This window comes from Nocardia neocaledoniensis (assembly GCF_003182135.1).
Lineage (GTDB): Bacteria > Actinomycetota > Actinomycetes > Mycobacteriales > Mycobacteriaceae > Nocardia > Nocardia neocaledoniensis.
Window position 1 is genome coordinate 50259 of record NZ_QGTL01000011.1, and the last position, 15390, is coordinate 65648.

At 66.5% G+C, this 15390-nt stretch carries 17 protein-coding genes; 10 read left to right on the forward strand and 7 right to left on the reverse strand.

Features of this window, described 5'->3' with window-relative positions; genetic code table 11:
• Positions 1-200: 200 nt before the first annotated feature.
• Complete coding sequence (locus DFR69_RS35810) at positions 201-386, reverse strand: hypothetical protein (protein ID WP_373867008.1); 186 nt, start codon at positions 384-386, stop codon at positions 201-203.
• Between DFR69_RS35810 and DFR69_RS34615 the strand changes: the two genes are divergently transcribed.
• Positions 303-542 (forward strand): transposase, encoded by a 240-nt coding sequence (locus DFR69_RS34615; protein ID WP_373867006.1) that lies wholly within the window; start codon positions 303-305, stop codon positions 540-542. The genes DFR69_RS35810 and DFR69_RS34615 overlap by 84 nt on opposite strands.
• Before the next feature lie 129 nt (positions 543-671).
• On the opposite strand, the gene DFR69_RS25415 is transcribed toward DFR69_RS34615, so the two are convergent.
• Positions 672-1100 carry a PPOX class F420-dependent oxidoreductase gene (locus tag DFR69_RS25415; RefSeq protein ID WP_244198455.1) on the reverse strand — a complete coding sequence of 143 codons (429 nt, stop codon included), beginning with the start codon at positions 1098-1100 and terminating at the stop codon, positions 672-674.
• Between the two features lie 80 nt (positions 1101-1180).
• Between DFR69_RS25415 and DFR69_RS25420 the strand changes: the two genes are divergently transcribed.
• A complete protein-coding gene (locus tag DFR69_RS25420) occupies positions 1181-1768 on the forward strand; it encodes a TetR/AcrR family transcriptional regulator (protein WP_110040159.1) in 588 nt (195 codons plus the stop codon).
• Positions 1769-1804: 36 nt separating this feature from the next.
• On the opposite strand, the gene DFR69_RS25425 is transcribed toward DFR69_RS25420, so the two are convergent.
• Positions 1805-3181: a WS/DGAT/MGAT family O-acyltransferase gene (locus DFR69_RS25425; protein WP_110040160.1), complete on the reverse strand. Its 1377-nt coding sequence runs from the start codon at positions 3179-3181 to the stop codon at positions 1805-1807.
• Between the two features lie 319 nt (positions 3182-3500).
• Here DFR69_RS25425 and DFR69_RS25430 point away from each other — a divergent pair, with 319 nt between their 5' ends.
• A complete protein-coding gene (locus tag DFR69_RS25430; RefSeq protein ID WP_110040161.1) occupies positions 3501-3728 on the forward strand; it encodes a hypothetical protein in 228 nt (75 codons plus the stop codon).
• Here the strand turns inward: DFR69_RS25430 and DFR69_RS25435 are convergent.
• On the reverse strand, positions 3683-4966 hold the full coding sequence (locus tag DFR69_RS25435; protein ID WP_110040162.1) for an FG-GAP repeat domain-containing protein: 1284 nt from the start codon (positions 4964-4966) through the stop codon (positions 3683-3685). The genes DFR69_RS25430 and DFR69_RS25435 overlap by 46 nt on opposite strands.
• A gap of 290 nt (positions 4967-5256) precedes the next feature.
• Between DFR69_RS25435 and DFR69_RS25440 the strand changes: the two genes are divergently transcribed.
• Positions 5257-5943, forward strand: a complete 687-nt coding sequence (locus tag DFR69_RS25440; RefSeq protein ID WP_167456403.1) for an esterase/lipase family protein — start codon at positions 5257-5259, stop codon at positions 5941-5943.
• 30 nt (positions 5944-5973) lie between these two features.
• Positions 5974-6801, forward strand: a complete 828-nt coding sequence (locus DFR69_RS25445) for an SDR family oxidoreductase (RefSeq protein WP_110040164.1) — start codon at positions 5974-5976, stop codon at positions 6799-6801.
• Between the two features lie 392 nt (positions 6802-7193).
• Here the strand turns inward: DFR69_RS25445 and DFR69_RS25450 are convergent, their stop codons facing one another.
• Entirely contained in the window at positions 7194-8441 is a 1248-nt protein-coding gene (locus tag DFR69_RS25450) for a PucR family transcriptional regulator (RefSeq protein WP_110040165.1), read from the reverse strand.
• A gap of 146 nt (positions 8442-8587) precedes the next feature.
• Here DFR69_RS25450 and DFR69_RS25455 point away from each other — a divergent pair, with 146 nt between their 5' ends.
• On the forward strand, positions 8588-9232 hold the full coding sequence (locus DFR69_RS25455) for a TetR/AcrR family transcriptional regulator (protein WP_110040166.1): 645 nt from the start codon (positions 8588-8590) through the stop codon (positions 9230-9232).
• On the opposite strand, the gene DFR69_RS25460 is transcribed toward DFR69_RS25455, so the two are convergent.
• Complete coding sequence (locus DFR69_RS25460; RefSeq protein WP_308633192.1) at positions 9206-10942, reverse strand: AMP-binding protein; 1737 nt, start codon at positions 10940-10942, stop codon at positions 9206-9208. The two genes, DFR69_RS25455 and DFR69_RS25460, sit on opposite strands and share 27 nt — an antisense overlap.
• Positions 10943-11203: 261 nt before the next feature.
• Here DFR69_RS25460 and DFR69_RS25465 point away from each other — a divergent pair, with 261 nt between their 5' ends.
• The 3 genes from DFR69_RS25465 to DFR69_RS35815 all read left to right on the forward strand — a co-directional run bounded on the left by DFR69_RS25465 (position 11204) and on the right by DFR69_RS35815 (position 14377).
• Positions 11204-12523 carry a lipase family protein gene (locus tag DFR69_RS25465; RefSeq protein ID WP_110040168.1) on the forward strand — a complete coding sequence of 440 codons (1320 nt, stop codon included), beginning with the start codon at positions 11204-11206 and terminating at the stop codon, positions 12521-12523.
• Positions 12524-12664: 141 nt separating this feature from the next.
• Complete coding sequence (locus DFR69_RS25470) at positions 12665-13825, forward strand: serine hydrolase domain-containing protein (protein WP_341867805.1); 1161 nt, start codon at positions 12665-12667, stop codon at positions 13823-13825.
• A gap of 255 nt (positions 13826-14080) precedes the next feature.
• Positions 14081-14377 carry a hypothetical protein gene (locus DFR69_RS35815; RefSeq protein WP_146229421.1) on the forward strand — a complete coding sequence of 99 codons (297 nt, stop codon included), beginning with the start codon at positions 14081-14083 and terminating at the stop codon, positions 14375-14377.
• 97 nt (positions 14378-14474) lie between these two features.
• Here DFR69_RS35815 and DFR69_RS34620 read toward each other — a convergent pair whose 3' ends face one another.
• Entirely contained in the window at positions 14475-14639 is a 165-nt protein-coding gene (locus DFR69_RS34620; RefSeq protein ID WP_167456404.1) for a P-loop NTPase family protein, read from the reverse strand.
• A gap of 334 nt (positions 14640-14973) precedes the next feature.
• Between DFR69_RS34620 and DFR69_RS25480 the strand changes: the two genes are divergently transcribed.
• On the forward strand, positions 14974-15390 hold the full coding sequence (locus DFR69_RS25480) for a DUF1579 domain-containing protein (protein WP_110040171.1): 417 nt from the start codon (positions 14974-14976) through the stop codon (positions 15388-15390).

A 15390-nucleotide genomic window follows, 5' to 3' on the forward strand; every position in this document is an offset into this window, starting at 1 on the left:
ATTCGCAAACGCGAATATCGGTCGCCGCATTTCTTATCCGCAGGAACAAATTCCGCTGCCGCAAATCTTCGAATCGAAGATCGTCGGCGCCCTTGGTGCGATCTATGTCGCACCAAGGGCAGTGCGCGAGCTGCGCCGGTGCCGAGGAGTTCCGATCTCGCGTGTCGTCCGATCTCGCCGGTGACGGCGATCGGTCTCGGTCAGTCGGCTTGTCGCGGGGCGGTGGTGTTCATCAGCACGGCGATACCCGCCGGCGCCGACCCGCGAAGTTGCACGCGGACAAGGCATACGACATCGCCGAGCTGCGCCGCTGGGGCGCTGACCGAGGTATCGGAGTCCGTATCGCCCGCAGGAGTATCGAACGCAGCGACCGTCTCGGTCGGCATCGGTGGGTAGTGGAACGCAGCTTCTCGTGGCTGACCGGCTACCACCGGCTCAACCTGCGCTACGACCGCAAGGCCGAACACTCCCTCGGGTTCTTGACTCTCGCTCCCACGCTCGCCTGCTTCAAGATGCTCGCCAAGGCACGAACCGCGACATGAGACACAGTCTCAGCCACGACGGCAGCGCCAACCCAGCGGCAAATCAGCACCACGCTGGATCGGCGAGCTCGTCTATTCGTTGGACACAACCCTCAGTCGATCGACCTCCGGCCCCCGAGGTCACGTGCCCTATTCGACGTCGCGACCGGCGACGCGATCGCCGTCGATTCCCCAGGAAATGATGCGCCGCGGGCGAATGTGGATGATGTCGCCGCTGAGTCCGCCTTCGGTCGTTCCGGCGCCGGGAAACGCGCGCGCGGTGCCCCGGATCTCGAGACCGCGCGCTCGCGGAGGTTCGAGGGAAGTCACGGTGTCGACGATGAAGGCGACCTCGGGATTGCCGAGGACATTGCGCCACTTCTGCGTGCCGGCCAGCGCGTGCCCGACGATCTCGATGCCATCGCCGTCCGCGGCGAGATGCACACCGACCGGGCGGATCTGCGGCCGACCGGCCGCAGATATCGTGCACAGCCGCCCGATCTGCGCCTCATGGAGGAATTCGAGCTCCGCGGGTGTGAAGGGCATCGCCATCTCCTCGGTAGTCAGGACGTTCGACATTACGCTACGATACAGTATCGTTTCGTATTGAAACCGGGGGCGACCACCCCCTCCTCGACGCCCACCGGGAGGATGCAGGCGTGACCCAGAGTTCGCCCCCGGCAACCGGGCGCCCCCGCAGCACGGATCGCGACCACGACTTGCTGGTCGCCACGCAGGATCTCCTGGCCGAGGTCGGCTACGACCGGTTGACCATAGATGCCGTCGCTGCCCGCTGCGGGGCGGCCAAGACGACGGTGTATCGACGCTGGGCAGGCAAACCCGAACTGGTCACCGCCGCGATCGGGCACCTACAGAATCCCGGACGGATACCGGACACCGGTTCCCTACGCGGCGATCTCATCGAGATGGCCGCCACGTGGCACGACGGCGACGCGCGACGCGACACGATCATCGCCGGGCTGCTGACCGCGATGACCGGTGACAGCCGGCTACGCGATACGGTCACCACCACGATCACCGCACCCCGGCGCGGTGTGTTCGCTGCGATCGTGGACCGCGCGCGGCGCCGCGGCGAGATCACCGGTTCCCCCGACATCGAACTCCTCGGTGCAGTCATCCCGGCGTTGACTTTCCACCACGTCACCGTTCTCGCCGCACCGATCGATCGCGCGTTCATCGAGCGCGTCGTCGATCAGATCGTGATGCCCGCCTTCACGGCGGGTTGAACAGCCGAATCCATCTGCCAGGTGTGTCGGCGGGGTTCAGCGCCGGGTCGGCGTTCCGGTCTCGAGTTCGTCGAGCGACCGATCCAGATCAGTGAGTAGCCGTTGCAGATGTGGCACGGTGCGACGGCAGCCGACGATACCGAAGTGCATCGACCCGCCCGAGCTGATCGTGGTGATGTTGACCGCCTGCCCGTCGAGGGGAATTGATGCCGGATACATCGCCTCGAGCCGCAGTCCGTTCCAGTACCGCGGTTCCGCGGCCCCGGGAACATTCGAGATGACAATGTTGAACGGCGGCGCCGAGCTCGGCAACGGGACAGGCAGAGCCGGTAGAGCCAGCCCGGCGACATTGACCGCCGAGACTCCGAGCATCTGCAGGGGTGTCAGCTTCGCCATCGCCGACTTGGCATGGTTCATCGAATTGTGGATTCGGGCCAACCTGCGGCGAGGATCGGCGGAATCGGTGGCCAGATCACACAGCGCGGCACCCACCGCGTTTCCTTCCGAGCCGCGGTCCCCGTCGTCCTCGCGGCCGCGCAACGAGATCGGCACCATCGCGATCAACGGCTGGGCAGGGAGTGCGTCTTCGGCACGCAGATAGCCACGTAACGCTCCCGCGCACATCGCCAGCACCACGTCGTTGAGCGTGACCTGTTCGCGAACCGCTATGCCCCGCAGCCGGTCCAGCGGCCACGACTGTGCGGCGAATCGACGCGCACCGGTGATCGGTACGTTGAACATCGTCGCCGGTGCCTGGAAAGGACGCGGATGTGGGTAGTCGCGCGCCAGCCCATAGGCACCCGAGACCGTGGCCGGGATCGCCGCACCGAGGCGCCCCAATGCGCGCACCGCACCAGTCGAGCGCGATACAGGACCGGACCCGACATCGGCGACAGGCCGCGGTCTGGCACGCCACGGCGGCAGGCACTCGCGCGACGCGGGGTCCGGCGACAGCGCTCGGTGCCAGGTCCGCACAGCGCTCACTCCGTCCATCAGCGCGTGATGAGTCTTGGCGTACAACGCGATCCGGCCATCGGCCAGTCCATCGATCACGTAGACCTCCCACAGTGGCCGATGTCGATCGAGCAGCGAACCGTGCAGCATCGAGACCAATTCGAGCAGCTCGCGAACCCGACCTGGCGCGGGCAAAGATAGCAACTGCACGTGGTATTCGATCTCGACCTCGTCATCGATCGCCCACTGCAAAACTGAGAACCCCTGCAGCAACCGCCCCGGACGCCGCCGAAACATCGCACCGACCTGACTGTCGGCAGTCAGGTCGTCATACAGCGACCGTGCCGTGTGCCCGCCGCCCCGGCGCGGCGCGAACAACGACAATCCGCCGACATGCATCGGATGCTCGCGCGATTCCATCAGCAGAAACATCGAATCCAGTGGTGACATCACCACCATGGGTCGCCTCCTCGCCTGCAATTCACCCCGCTGTACCGCACAGCCTGGGGCACACAGTCTGGACCGAGCTGTCACCGCGATTGCTATGACACGGCCGACCCGCCGAAAGCATGCGCCGCGCAAATCACGCCACGGTGCCATTTCCGCGAGATCCGTACAACATTTCCCCGCGGCACGAATTCCCGGCCCGGAATTCTCCTCACTGAAGAAGATTCCGCAGCCGCCGAGCGCTCCGGAATCGCCAGGTGTATTCGAGGAGCTCGGCGAGCATCAACCTGGGAGCCTGTGGCCGGGTGCCGAATTCGATGTGGTGGTCCCGATGGGTTCGGTGACCGGTAGCGGTGAGCCAGAGCAGGTGGCGGTCGCCGCTCACCGGACCCTGCCACGGGTCGACGCCGCGGCGGGCGATCGTCGCGGTCGCGTGCCGGTGTGTAGCGGCGGGAAGCTGCGCGCGGGCCACCAGTGGCTGCTGCACCAGGCGGCCCGGGACAAGGCGGGGATTCAGCCGGGCAAGCCGGTGCGGTTGCGCAGGACGCTGACCGCGTGATGACCGTTGAGACTGCCGGAGTTGGCCGTGACCAGGTCGGGGCGGTCGTCGTTGTCGAGATCGCCCACGGCCACCGCGTTGGTGCCGGTTCCCGCGGGGAGCAGCAGCGGTGGGGCGAATCGGGCGTCGGGCGCGTGGGGCGCGGTGAGATTGCGGGCCACCGCCAGGCCACCGGGCAGGCCCTCGATCGACACCGCCGCCGCCGTCACCACATCGATCCGCCCGTCGTCGTCGAAGTCGGCGGTGGCCAGCGATTCCGGGACGAATCCCGTTCCGGCGCTGCCTGTTCCGGGTCCGATCGGACGGAACTCGGGTGGACCCGTTGTGGCGTCGTCGATCGAGACCAGCACGCCGGCCAGTGGCGTGCCCGGCGCGACGGAGGTGAGCAGATCGAGTCGGCCGTCGTTGTTCACATCGACCGGGCCGACACCGTTGGGCAGGATCGACAGCATCCGGACCGTCTCGAACAGCGGGGTCGCGCCGGGGCCCGGCGTCCGGTTCATCAGGACCGACACTGTGCTGGAACCGGTTTCACCGACGACGATATCGGTGCGGCCGTCCTGGTCGAGGTCGGCCACTGCCAGCCCCTCGGCGACGAAACCGGCGGCGAAGGGGTGCGGCGGACCGAAGGTGATGCGATCCGAACCGGGCTCGGTGGTGTTGATCAGCACGTCCACCGCGCCGAGCACCACGTTGAGCAGGTTGCCGACCACGAGGTCGGGCTTGGCATCGCCGTCGACGTCGGCGATCGCCAGCTGGCCAGGGCTCAGCCCGGCCGCGAACTTCTGCGGCTGCCCGAACTCGACGTGGCCGGACCTGTCGGCGGTGTGGTTCACCACGACCGATACGCCACCCTCGGCGAGGTCGCCCGAATTGGCCGCGACGATATCGGGCCTGCTATCGGCATTCAGATCGGCGACGGCGGCCGCTGTGGTGAATGGTCCGGTGGCAGCCTGCACCGGCCGGTCGAACGCCGCCGCGCCGCCCTGGTTACGCAGCACAGACACCCCGCCCCACCCGGCCTGCAGGGCGTCGGCGGTGACGATGTCGGCATGGCCGTCCTGGTCGATGTCGGCCACCGTCACGTTCCACGGCACCCCGGCGACGGTATCGAGCTGCATCGGCGCGGTGAAGGCGAGCGCCGCTGGTTCGGGCATCGCGCCGACCGGTGACGACGTCGTCACTGCGACGATCGCCAGCCCGATCATGCTTGTCGCGACGGTACGAATGCGCGGCATGGAACTCCCCACCACCCGAAGCTGCGACTCGGATTACACAGCCGACTACGCCGAGTATCCCCGCACGTCGCCGCACAGTCTTTACACGAGAGCGAGAAGCGAGCGACGGATGTTCTCCGATTCGTGCATTGTGGGCGATCGCCTTCCTGGCCGACGATGCGGGAACTCGCCTCGTCGATTCAGGGAGATCCATGCTCACTCCATCCTCAGCCGGTCGCCCGCGCAGGTTGTCGCGGCCCCAAACGATGAACCGGTGGGCCGGACCTTGGTCGGGTACGGCGAACCCGGTCGTGCTCGTGCACGGGTTCGGCGCGAGCGCGAACCTCAACTGGCGATTGCTCGCCGGACACCTGGCCCGGCACGGCTTCGACACCTTCGCGCTGGACTACGGCGATGCGGGCCGCGGCAGGCTCACCGCGCTGGGGCCGGCGCGGCGCTCGTTCGGGTACGGCGACGCGGCGAGCTGCGGGCACGAGCTCGCCGCGTTCGTCGACCGGGTGCGCGCCGCCACCGGCGCCACGAAGGTGGACCTCGTCGGACACTCCTACGGTGCGTTGATCTGCCAGTACTACCTCAAACGCCTCGACGGCAACGAGCGGGTCGAGCGGATGGTCGGGATCGCGCCGACGTTTCACGGAACCACGTTCAACGGGCTGCTCGCGTACCCACGGATCGTGTCGCTGGCCTCGGCCGCCCTCGGTGCGTCCTTGATCGATCAGGCGGTCGGCTCGGCGTTCCTGGCCGAACTGTACGCCGACGGCGATCTCGCGCCCGGGGTCGACTACACCACGATCAGTCCCCGCTGGGATCACATCTCGACCCCGATCACCGCCCAGCGCCTCGACGGACCGGGGGTGCGCAATATCCGGCTACGTCGCGGTGTATCCGATCACATCTCCATCGCCGCGAGCCGTCATGCGCGCGCGGAGGTCATCGCCGCGCTGGGGCGGCCCCACAGTTTCAGTACAGCGCACTGATCCACGCTGCGGGAGATCCAGGAGTAGAACATGCACAGTGTCGGGAATGCGGGCGGTCAGCGCACCGCCGTGGTGACCGGAGCCTCATCCGGGATCGGGCGCGAGGTCGCGCGGGCACTGGTCGCTCGCGGCTATCGGGTCGTCGGCACCAGCCGTTCGCCGGAGTCGGTCCCCGACAGCGCCCGGATCGACGGCGTCGAACTGCGGGCGCTGGATCTGACCGATCCCAGGTCGATCGCCCGGTTCGCGGAGAGCCTCGACGTGGTCGATGTCGTCGTCAACAACGCGGGTGAGAGCCAGTCGGGTCCGTTCGAGGAGCTGCCTGCCGATGCCGTGCGGCGGCTGTTCGAGCTCAATGTGTTCGGGCCGGTCGCGCTCACGCAGGCGCTGCTGCCGGGGATGCGGTCGCGTGGCTATGGCCGGGTGGTGATGATCGGATCGATGCTGGCAAGTTTTCCGCTGCCGTTCCGGTCGTCCTACGTGGCGAGCAAAACGGCGATCAAGGCGTTCGCCGACGCCGCCCGGTTCGAACTGTCCCCGCACGGGGTGTGGCTGAGCACTGTCGAACCCGGTTCGATCCGGACCGGGATCAGCGAGCGGCGCACGAAGTATCTGGCCGCGGACTCGGTGTTCGCGGCCGACTTCGCCACCGTCATCGGGCGGCTGGACGCGAACGAGCGTCGTGGGATCCCGGCCGAGCGGGTCGCCGCGACGGTGCTGCGCGCGATCGAGGCCGAGCGGCCGCGCCCCCTCTACGCCGTCGGCAGCCGCGCGCCGCTGGCCTTCACCGCGCGTCGGCTGCTGACCGGGACAGCGATGGCGACGCGGGTTGCCCGCGCGCACGGGCTGACACGGTGACGACAGCCGGGACCTCTACATTTGCGAGAATCGTCGGTCCGATATTGGTGGTATGGATGAATTTCGGGTGGTCTTGCGGGATTCGTGGCCGGACTCCTTCTGAATCGTGCAATCTTCACTTTGATTGCATCGCTGTGATGCGATCTCGTTCCGAAGGAGAGTTTCATGTCCGGTTCCGCTTCCGATTTCCTGGCGTCGATCTTCACGCGCATGATCCAGAACATGTTCAGTTCGATCAGCGCCGGCTGAGCCGGGATCCGTCGGTACCGACCCTTCGCGCGGGAGGGTCGGTACCGGGCAGGGCGGCTGGGAGAATCGGGCGCGGATGCCGCTGTACCCGACAGGATCGAGCGTCCGGTATCGGAGGGCATTCTTCGCTGTCGCTGGTCGGATCACTGCGGGTTGGCTGCGCCTGACGTCTCGGGAGTGGTCGTGAGTTCGTGGACAGTCAGGGCCGCAGCCAGGATCCGGGAATCGTGGGGATCGGTCGGATCGAAACCGGTGAGGTCGGCGACGCGACGTAACCGGTAGCTGAAGCTGTTCGGGTGTAGGTGAACTGCCGCTGCCGCGTGTTTGCGATTCCAGCCGAAGCGGATGTGTGCCCGCAACGCCTCGAACAGATGGGGGTGGGCGTACAAAGGGGTGATTCGTGAGGCCAATCGATCGCGGGCCGGGCCGGGTCGGGTGAGCTGGTACTCGAGCATGAGGTCGTCGAGAGTGTAGGATCCGGCGGGTCGGCCGATGCCTCGGGCCAGCTCGGCCAGTTCGCTGATATCGGCCGTGGCATCCGCGAGGTCGGCGCGGGGAACGTTGTGCAGCTCGACGATGACCACTGGCTGTTCGAGCCGCCCGGTGAGCTCACTGGCGAACTCGTGATAGCGGGTGCCGTCTGCGCTCGACGTCGGCGGCAGGAGGGCGAAGCCGGCTCTGCCGTCAAAGGTGTACAGGGCGCTCGACCCGGCCAGGTCGTCGACCAATTCTCGCGCCAGCCGCGCGCGACGACGCGCGAGGAGCTCGGCGGCGGGTGGTGTCCGGCCCCCCTCGTCGAGAACCTGGATCGAGAGCAGGTCGTACTCGTCGCACAGGGTGACATCGGCCCTGACTGTGAGCTCGTCGACGGGCCGGCCGTGTAGCAGGGCCGCGGAGAGTTCGCGCCGGGCATCGCGTTCGCCGCAGCGCACCGGGTGCGCGAGATCGACATAGGTGCCGGCCATGGCGGTGATCGTGTGCTCGAGCAGATCCAGATACCGCGCGGAAATCAGGGCCAGATCGTCGATGTCCTCGGACGCGGCCTGCTCGGTGACCTCCTGCCAGACCCGTCGCATCCCGGCGAAGTAGCCACGGGTGACGAGGGCGAGGGGAATACGTTCCTCGACCGCCAGCTCGATCACTGGGGTCACGATCGCGACGACATCGTCGGCCTCGATTGGGCTCTCCTCGGCGATGGATCGAGCGACCACCGTCACCGCTTGGACGATGCTCGTCGCCAAGTGGGGGCCGAAGTGATCCGCGGGCAACTGATCGGTCCCCGGGATCTGCGCCGTACCCACGGCAGCGAACTCCGCCGCCAGCTCGATCAGCCGCGGAATCGACCGTGTGATCAGCGGTGAATCAATGCCGCTGCCTCGCCTTGTCGCCATGTCTGTCGTCCAGTGCTTGTCGAATAGTCCGTCTAGTCCGTCGGAGTTTCCTGCACGCCGTGTGGGGAGCGGACCCGATCACTCTAAACAGGAAACGATCATTCTCCAAATTACACCGGTCGGCGTACCGATGACATACTGTCGAGATGACCGCATCCACACCGCGGGCCCGGCGATCCCAACAGGAGCGACGGGCCGTCACCGTCGACCGCCTCGTCGCGGCCACCGTCGAGACGATCCTGGAACTCGGCTATTACCGCACCTCGGTGAAGGAGATCTGCACCAGGGCCGGTCTCTCGGTCGGTGCGATGTTCCGGCAATTCGATTCGCGCCTCGAGCTGATCGGCAAGGTGGCACTGGATCTCACCGAACAGATCCTGGAGTCCTACCGATCCGCTGCGAAAGTTCTCCAGGCGCAACCTGATCCCCGGAGATCTGCGATCGAATTCCTGGCCGCGTCGGCGTCGGCTCCGCTGACGGACGTGTGGCGTGAACTGATGATGGCGGCCCGCACCGATGCTGAGCTGCGGGCGATGATCGCTCCGTCGCTGCCGCTGCTCTACGAAGGTGCGTACGAGCTGACCGAGGAACTCGGGCTCTTCGGGAACGTCCCGGAATCCGAGCGCCGAGTGCTGCTCTTCTCGATGATGCACATGTTCTCCGGCGCCACGTTGACCCGGCCGATCTACCCGCTGCCCGACATCGATGAGCAGCGGGTTTCGCTGGCGGCGCACTACCTTTCGCTGGCGGCGGATCTCGAACCGTCAATTCCCGGTGAGGTCACGACGTAGCAGCTTGCCCGTCGCGGTCCGCGGCAGGTCGTCGACGAAGGTGACATCCCGGGGGACCTTGAAGCGGGCGAGGTTGTCGCGGACATAGCGCCGGACGTCGTCGGCATCGAGCGTGTGACCGGGCCTGCGCACGATGTAGGCGGCCAGTCGCTGCCCGAACTCCTCGTCGTCGACGGCCGCGATCGCCGCCTCCGCGACGCCGGGGTGGGCGTAGAGCAGCTCCTCCACCTCGCCTGGATAGACGTTCTCGCCGCCGGAAACGATCATGTCGTCGTCGCGGCCGTCGATGAACAATCGGCCGCCGTGGTCCCAGTGTCCGACATCGCCGGAGGAAAGGAGCCCGTCGATGGCCTTCTTTCCACCGCCGCCGGAATAGCCGCTGAACGACAGCGCGCTGCCGACATAGATCGTGCCCGACCGCCCCGGCTCGGTGATCTCCACATCGTGTTCGTCGTAGATCCGCACGGTGCACGAACGCGGCGGCGAGCCCACGGTGCCGGGGGCGGCATCCCACTCCTCGGGGGTGGAAATCGTGGCGACGCCGACCTCGGTCGAGCCGTAGAAGTTGTAGATCACCGGCCCGAAGGCCGCGTGCGCGGCGTTGCCGAGAGCGGCGGGCAACGCCGCGCCGGCGCAGAACACGATGCGCAGACTCGAGGTGTCGTGGAGTTCGCGCACCGCCGTGTCGACATCGAGGATGCGACGCAGCATCGTCGGAACCACCACCAGCGCTGTCGCCCGGTGGGTGGCGATGCTCGCGATCGTCGCCTCGGCGTCGAATCGGCGTCGGATCACCACGGTCGATGCCAAGGACAGCGCCATGATGAACTGAGTCAGTGCGGTGCCGTGGAACAGGGGCGCGGCCGACACGACAACCTCGTTGCGGCGCAGCGGAACCCGATCCAGGAAGGCCGCAGCCGCCAGGGGAGAGGACACCTTGCGTGGAACGCCGCGTGGGGTGCCGGTGGTTCCGCCCGTGAGCAGGACGAATCCGCCTTGGCCGACAGGCGGCTCCAGCTCGTCGTCGCTGTTGGCCGCGATGATGTCTTCGATGCGCGCGACCGAGTCCGTCGTCGTGCTCCACGCCAGGAACCTGGTGACCGAGGGCGCGACACCTGCGAGTAGCTCGCTGAATTCTTCGTCGTAGACCAGCGCCGTGACATCCTCGCGGACCGCCACATCCGCCAGTTGTGGGCCGCTGAATCCCGTGTTGAGCAGCACCAGCCGTGCCCCGATCTTGGCGGTGGCGATCATGACGTCGACGAGACCGCGATGATCGCGGCACAGTGCTGCGACGGTGGCGCCGGGGCCGACACTCGCGGCGGTGAATCCGCGCGCGAGCGCGTTACTGCGCTGGTCGAGTTCGCGATAGGTCAGCGAGCCGATCTCGTCGATCAGCGCGATGCGATCCGGTTCCCGGCGCGCAGACGCCCGGAGGGGCCCAGCGATCGCGCCGTAGGTACGGACTGTGCGCGAGGTGTGCAACACCTGGGCGGGAGCGGTCAGATCGATCATCCCGGCGCGCTGCAATACCCACACCGAATGGGCGTTCACGGCGATCGCGCGCAGTGTTCTGCCGAGGGAGCTCATGGATGCCTCTACTTGCGTTCGACGGTCGTGCCACCGGATGGGGCAACTAGCGCCATCATAAACAGGAAGCGATCGTTCTCCAAGAAATTGTGTCCGATGGTCGTCCGTGTGAGCCGCCACTCTATGATTCGGAGAAGATGCCCTGCTGTATTGGTCATAAGACACCAATCGCCCATCGAATCGCTGGGTCGACCCGGCCGTATTCGCGACCTGATTGCGAGCCGGGTGTCCTGCGACACTTCCGGAGTTTCTTGCAGCTTGGATCACAGTGCTGCATAGTTCCTGACAGTCGAACAGCGGTTTGAATCTCGCAAAGGAGCAGAAGTGAAACCGGGAACACGGAAACGTCGAGGAATCGCCGTCGTCCTCACTCTGGGTGCGATGCTGTGGGGAACGGCGCAGGCGAATGCGGAGCCGGTCGTGGTCGAGCCCGCCGCCGTGGTTCCCTCGCCGCCGGAGCTCGACCCCGGTTTCTATCGCCCCTCTGCCGACAAGTACGCCGACAAGGCGCCCGGTGAGATCATCGCCGCGAGGCAGATCAATGCCGCCAACTTCGGATTGATCCCGTTGAACGTCGACGCCTGGGCGATCTCGTATCGGTCGAACAACAGCCGAGACGAAGCCATCCCGGCGGTCGCGACGATGTTGAAGCCACGCGGCTCCAGTCCCGACAAACTTCTGTCGATGCAGATCGCCGAGGACTCGCTGGCCGGCTACTGCGCTCCGTCGTACACGGTGCAGCAATGGTCGCTGGGCCTGCTGGGCGGCCAGGTCACAGTTCCGGCGGAGTTCATCGCCGCCCAGGGCGCGTTGCAGCAGGGTTGGGCGGTCGTCATCCCCGATCATCAAGGGCCCGACGAGGCCTACGCGGCGGGGCCGCTCGCCGGTCGGATCACGCTCGACGGTATTCGTGCCGCCCGCGCCTTCGAACCGCTCCGGCTGGCCGAGCAGGCGCGCATCGGGATGGTCGGCTACTCCGGCGGTGCGGTGGCGACAGGACATGCGGCGGAAATGAAGCGGGACTATGCGCCGGAGTTGAACATCGTCGGCGCGGCCGAGGGTGGCGTCGCGGCAGACCTCGCCGCGGTGGTCAACCAGAACAGCGGCCAGCTGGGGGCGGGTGTCATCATGGCCGCCATTCTCGGAGTCGGCCGGGAGTATCCAGAGTTCGGTGACTTCCTTCGTCGCGATCTCGATCCGCTCGGGCAAGGTTTGTCCCAGGTGAAGAGCGGGCTGTGTGTGGCATTGCAGGCCTCGGTGTTTCCGTTCCTGAATATCAAGGGACTGATTCGCGGCGACGGCGATCCGCTGCAGCACCCGGTCGTTCGCAACGTGTTGAACGAGATCCGGATGGGTAAGCAGGTGCCGGATATGCCGATGTTCATCTGGCAGGCCAACCCCGACGAACTCATTCCGGTCGGTCAGGTCAACACCTTGGTAGACACCTACTGCGCCGACCCGCGAGCGCAAGTCCAGTACACGCGTGAGCACCTCGGCGAACACATCGCCACCGCGGTCTCCGGCCTGCCCACCGCCATGCTCTGGCTGCGGGACCGGCTCGAAGGCATTCCCGCGGCCGCCGGATGCAGCACCTTCGACGCAGGGTTCATGGCTCTGAACCCCGAGGGGTTTGCGTTGCTGTCCTCGGTCTTCGGCGAGACTGTCGCTTCGTTCTTCGGTAAAGCGATCGGAACGAAGTAGGCGAAATCTCGACTGGTCACCCGGCGCTGCGGTGGTCGATGTAGATAGTCAGTTCAGCCGGTTGGATTCGCGTACATTCCAACCAAGACAAAGGATTTCGGCACAATGCACTTGCCTGACCGGTCGATCGACCGCGTTTCGATGTCGATCGATTACCGTTTTCGGTCGGTCGCCGACAAGTTCTTCCGGTATTTCGAGAGATCAGCCGGGACTGGTGGAGCGTTGGCGATACGACTACACGGCGAACCGGTACTCGACATCTGGGCGGGCTGGGCCGAGAAGGGACGTCCCTGGACCGCAGACACTCTCGCGCTGTCGTACTCGACCGGCAAAGGCGTAGTCGCCACGATCGCCAACCGCCTGATCGACCGAGGCGTTCTCGACCTCGACAGTCCGGTCGCGCACTATTGGCCCGAATTCGCGGCGGAGGGAAAGGCGGAAATTACTGTCGGCCACCTCTTGGCCCACCGGGCGGGGCTGCAAGGCATCCGACGGCTGGGCCTCGAGCCAGACGAGTTGCTCGATCACGACCGGCTCGCGAACGCCCTTGCCGCCTCCCGTCCAGATCGAATGCGCTACAAGGCGTCCGGCTATCACGGACTCACCTTCGGCACACTGGTCGCCGAGATCGCACAGCGCGCTTCCGGCCGAAGCCTCGCCGAGCTGATCAGGACCGAACTCGCCGAACCACTGGGTGAGTCCGACTTCTATTTCGGTGTCCCCAAGTCCCAGCGCAGCCGCGTCGCGCCTGTGCCGCCGGGTCTGCACATCGCCAGAGTCCCGGTCGATACCCTGGCCGGCCCGCTGGTCCGCTGGCCGATCGCGCGGACCCCTCTGAGTGCGATGTACACGGGCTGGATCGAGTCGACCACCGGCGAACATGCCTACGACATCGTCATGCCGAGCTGGAACGGCGTCTTCTCGGCGCGGTCACTGGCCACGATGTACAGCGCGATCGCCGGCGGCGGTCAGGTTCGCGGGCGACGCCTGTTCACCCACGAGACCAACCGGTTGATCGTAGATATGCCCGCCAACAGCAACTGGGACTACGTCCTCGGGGCTGGGCCGCACTGGTCGCGTGGCTATCACCGCGGCGTGGTCGGTGCCCGGATCAGCCGCCGAGCAGTGGGGCACTTCGGATTCGGTGGGTCCGGCGGCGTCGCGATTCCAGACCTTGGGTTGTCGATCGGATTCGTCACCAATCAGCTCGGAAACGCCGCGATGTCGGTTGCCGACTCCCGTCTACCGAGGCTGGCTCTGCTCGCTGCTCGGGCGGCTCAGGTCGGGCTGCTCGGGCGGTGAGTACCTCGAGACATTTTCAGGCTCGAGCCTTGTCGGGATCTTCTGGGTGACTCAAGCCGCCTGCTCCGCTGGAAATGGACAGAACCTGGTCATCGTTGCGTTCGACGAGCAGCGCAATGAAGTCCCGGTCTGGGGCGTAGGCAATGACGCGGACATACCCGCCACCGTCGACTTCGCGTGCCGATCTCGGCAGTTTGGCACCAGCCGCGACGACCTTCCTGGCAGTGGACCGCTGCCGAGGCTGGTCGGAACGGGGTGCTCGCCTTCGCGACCACCATTGAGGTGGGTTCGTTCCGGCCTGACCAACGGGGGGCAACACACACGCCGTTCGAACGGCCGACGATGAGCGAACGTGCGGAACCAGCTGAGCGGACCCGCTCGCACCGCATCCGGCCGGTGGTCGAGCGTGACCCCGACGAACCGCACCGCGCGGCGATGCCGCTCGAGCTGCGCTTCGATCTGAGCTTCGGTGTCGCCAGCTCGATGGCACAACGCGGTCTGCTGGTGGCGACCGGCCGGACCGGTTCGACTTTCACGAGGACGAACAGGTGACCCGGCGCACGAGCGGCTAGCGTCGGGCACGAGGGGCCCCGCCGTCGGGTCAGGTGAACTCGGCGCGCCAGATAGTCGCCGCGCGGCGGACCGGTCCTCACGCGAAGCCACCGAACTCTTCGTTGGGCAGCGGGTTCCAGTCGGTGTCGTAGTAGACGGCGTCGAGGTGGGTCAGCGGGAGTTCGTGGTGGGCGGCGAGCTGGTTGGCGAGGTGTGTCTTGCCGCTGCCGCCGCAACCGATGATCACGATTGGCTGGTCCACGCCCGGCCACGTTACCGGCCCCGACCCCAGCGGTCGGAGAGGGCTTCTAAATGGTGTTGCATCCTGTACCTGGGTACAGGCTTACCGTCGAAGCATGACGATTTCACCTGGCCCCGAGGGGTGGGTACGCGGTGCCTGCACCCTGCCCACGGCGCAGCAGCCGATCCGTATCGCCGGGCGATTTCGTCTTCTCGGGCCAGGTGGGATCCAGAAGTGGATCTGCGGCGCGGTGGCGTCCGTGAGCAGGCGTGTCGATATCCGGGAATCCCGTTCGACCTAGGAATGAGTAGGCCTCGAAAAGAGACCTGACCAACCATTCGAGCGAGGTAAACACATGACTGGCAACGATCTCGATGTCCTGCTCGGCTCCTGGGAACTGACCGGGCGCTCGCACCGGTCGGATCAGGACGACATCAGCGGGGTGCTCACCGCCACCCGTGTTCTCGACGGCGGCCTCTTGCAGCTCGACGGCAGCATGCGGGTGGGAGACACAGAAATCCGCAGCCTGGAATTGATCTGGCCGGACGAGCCCTCCGGCGGTTTCGCCGCGCACGTGTACTCCGGCTCCGGTGTGCCGCTGGACTATCGATGGAGCCGTCAGGGAGACACGCTCGTCCACGCCGGTCTCGGCATGACCTACACCGGCACCATCAGTGCCGACGGTGCCACGATCACGGGCACCTGGTTGCCCGACACGGACCGCCCGGACATGGCCGAGGCGGCCTACGACGCCACGATGCGCCGGGTCTGA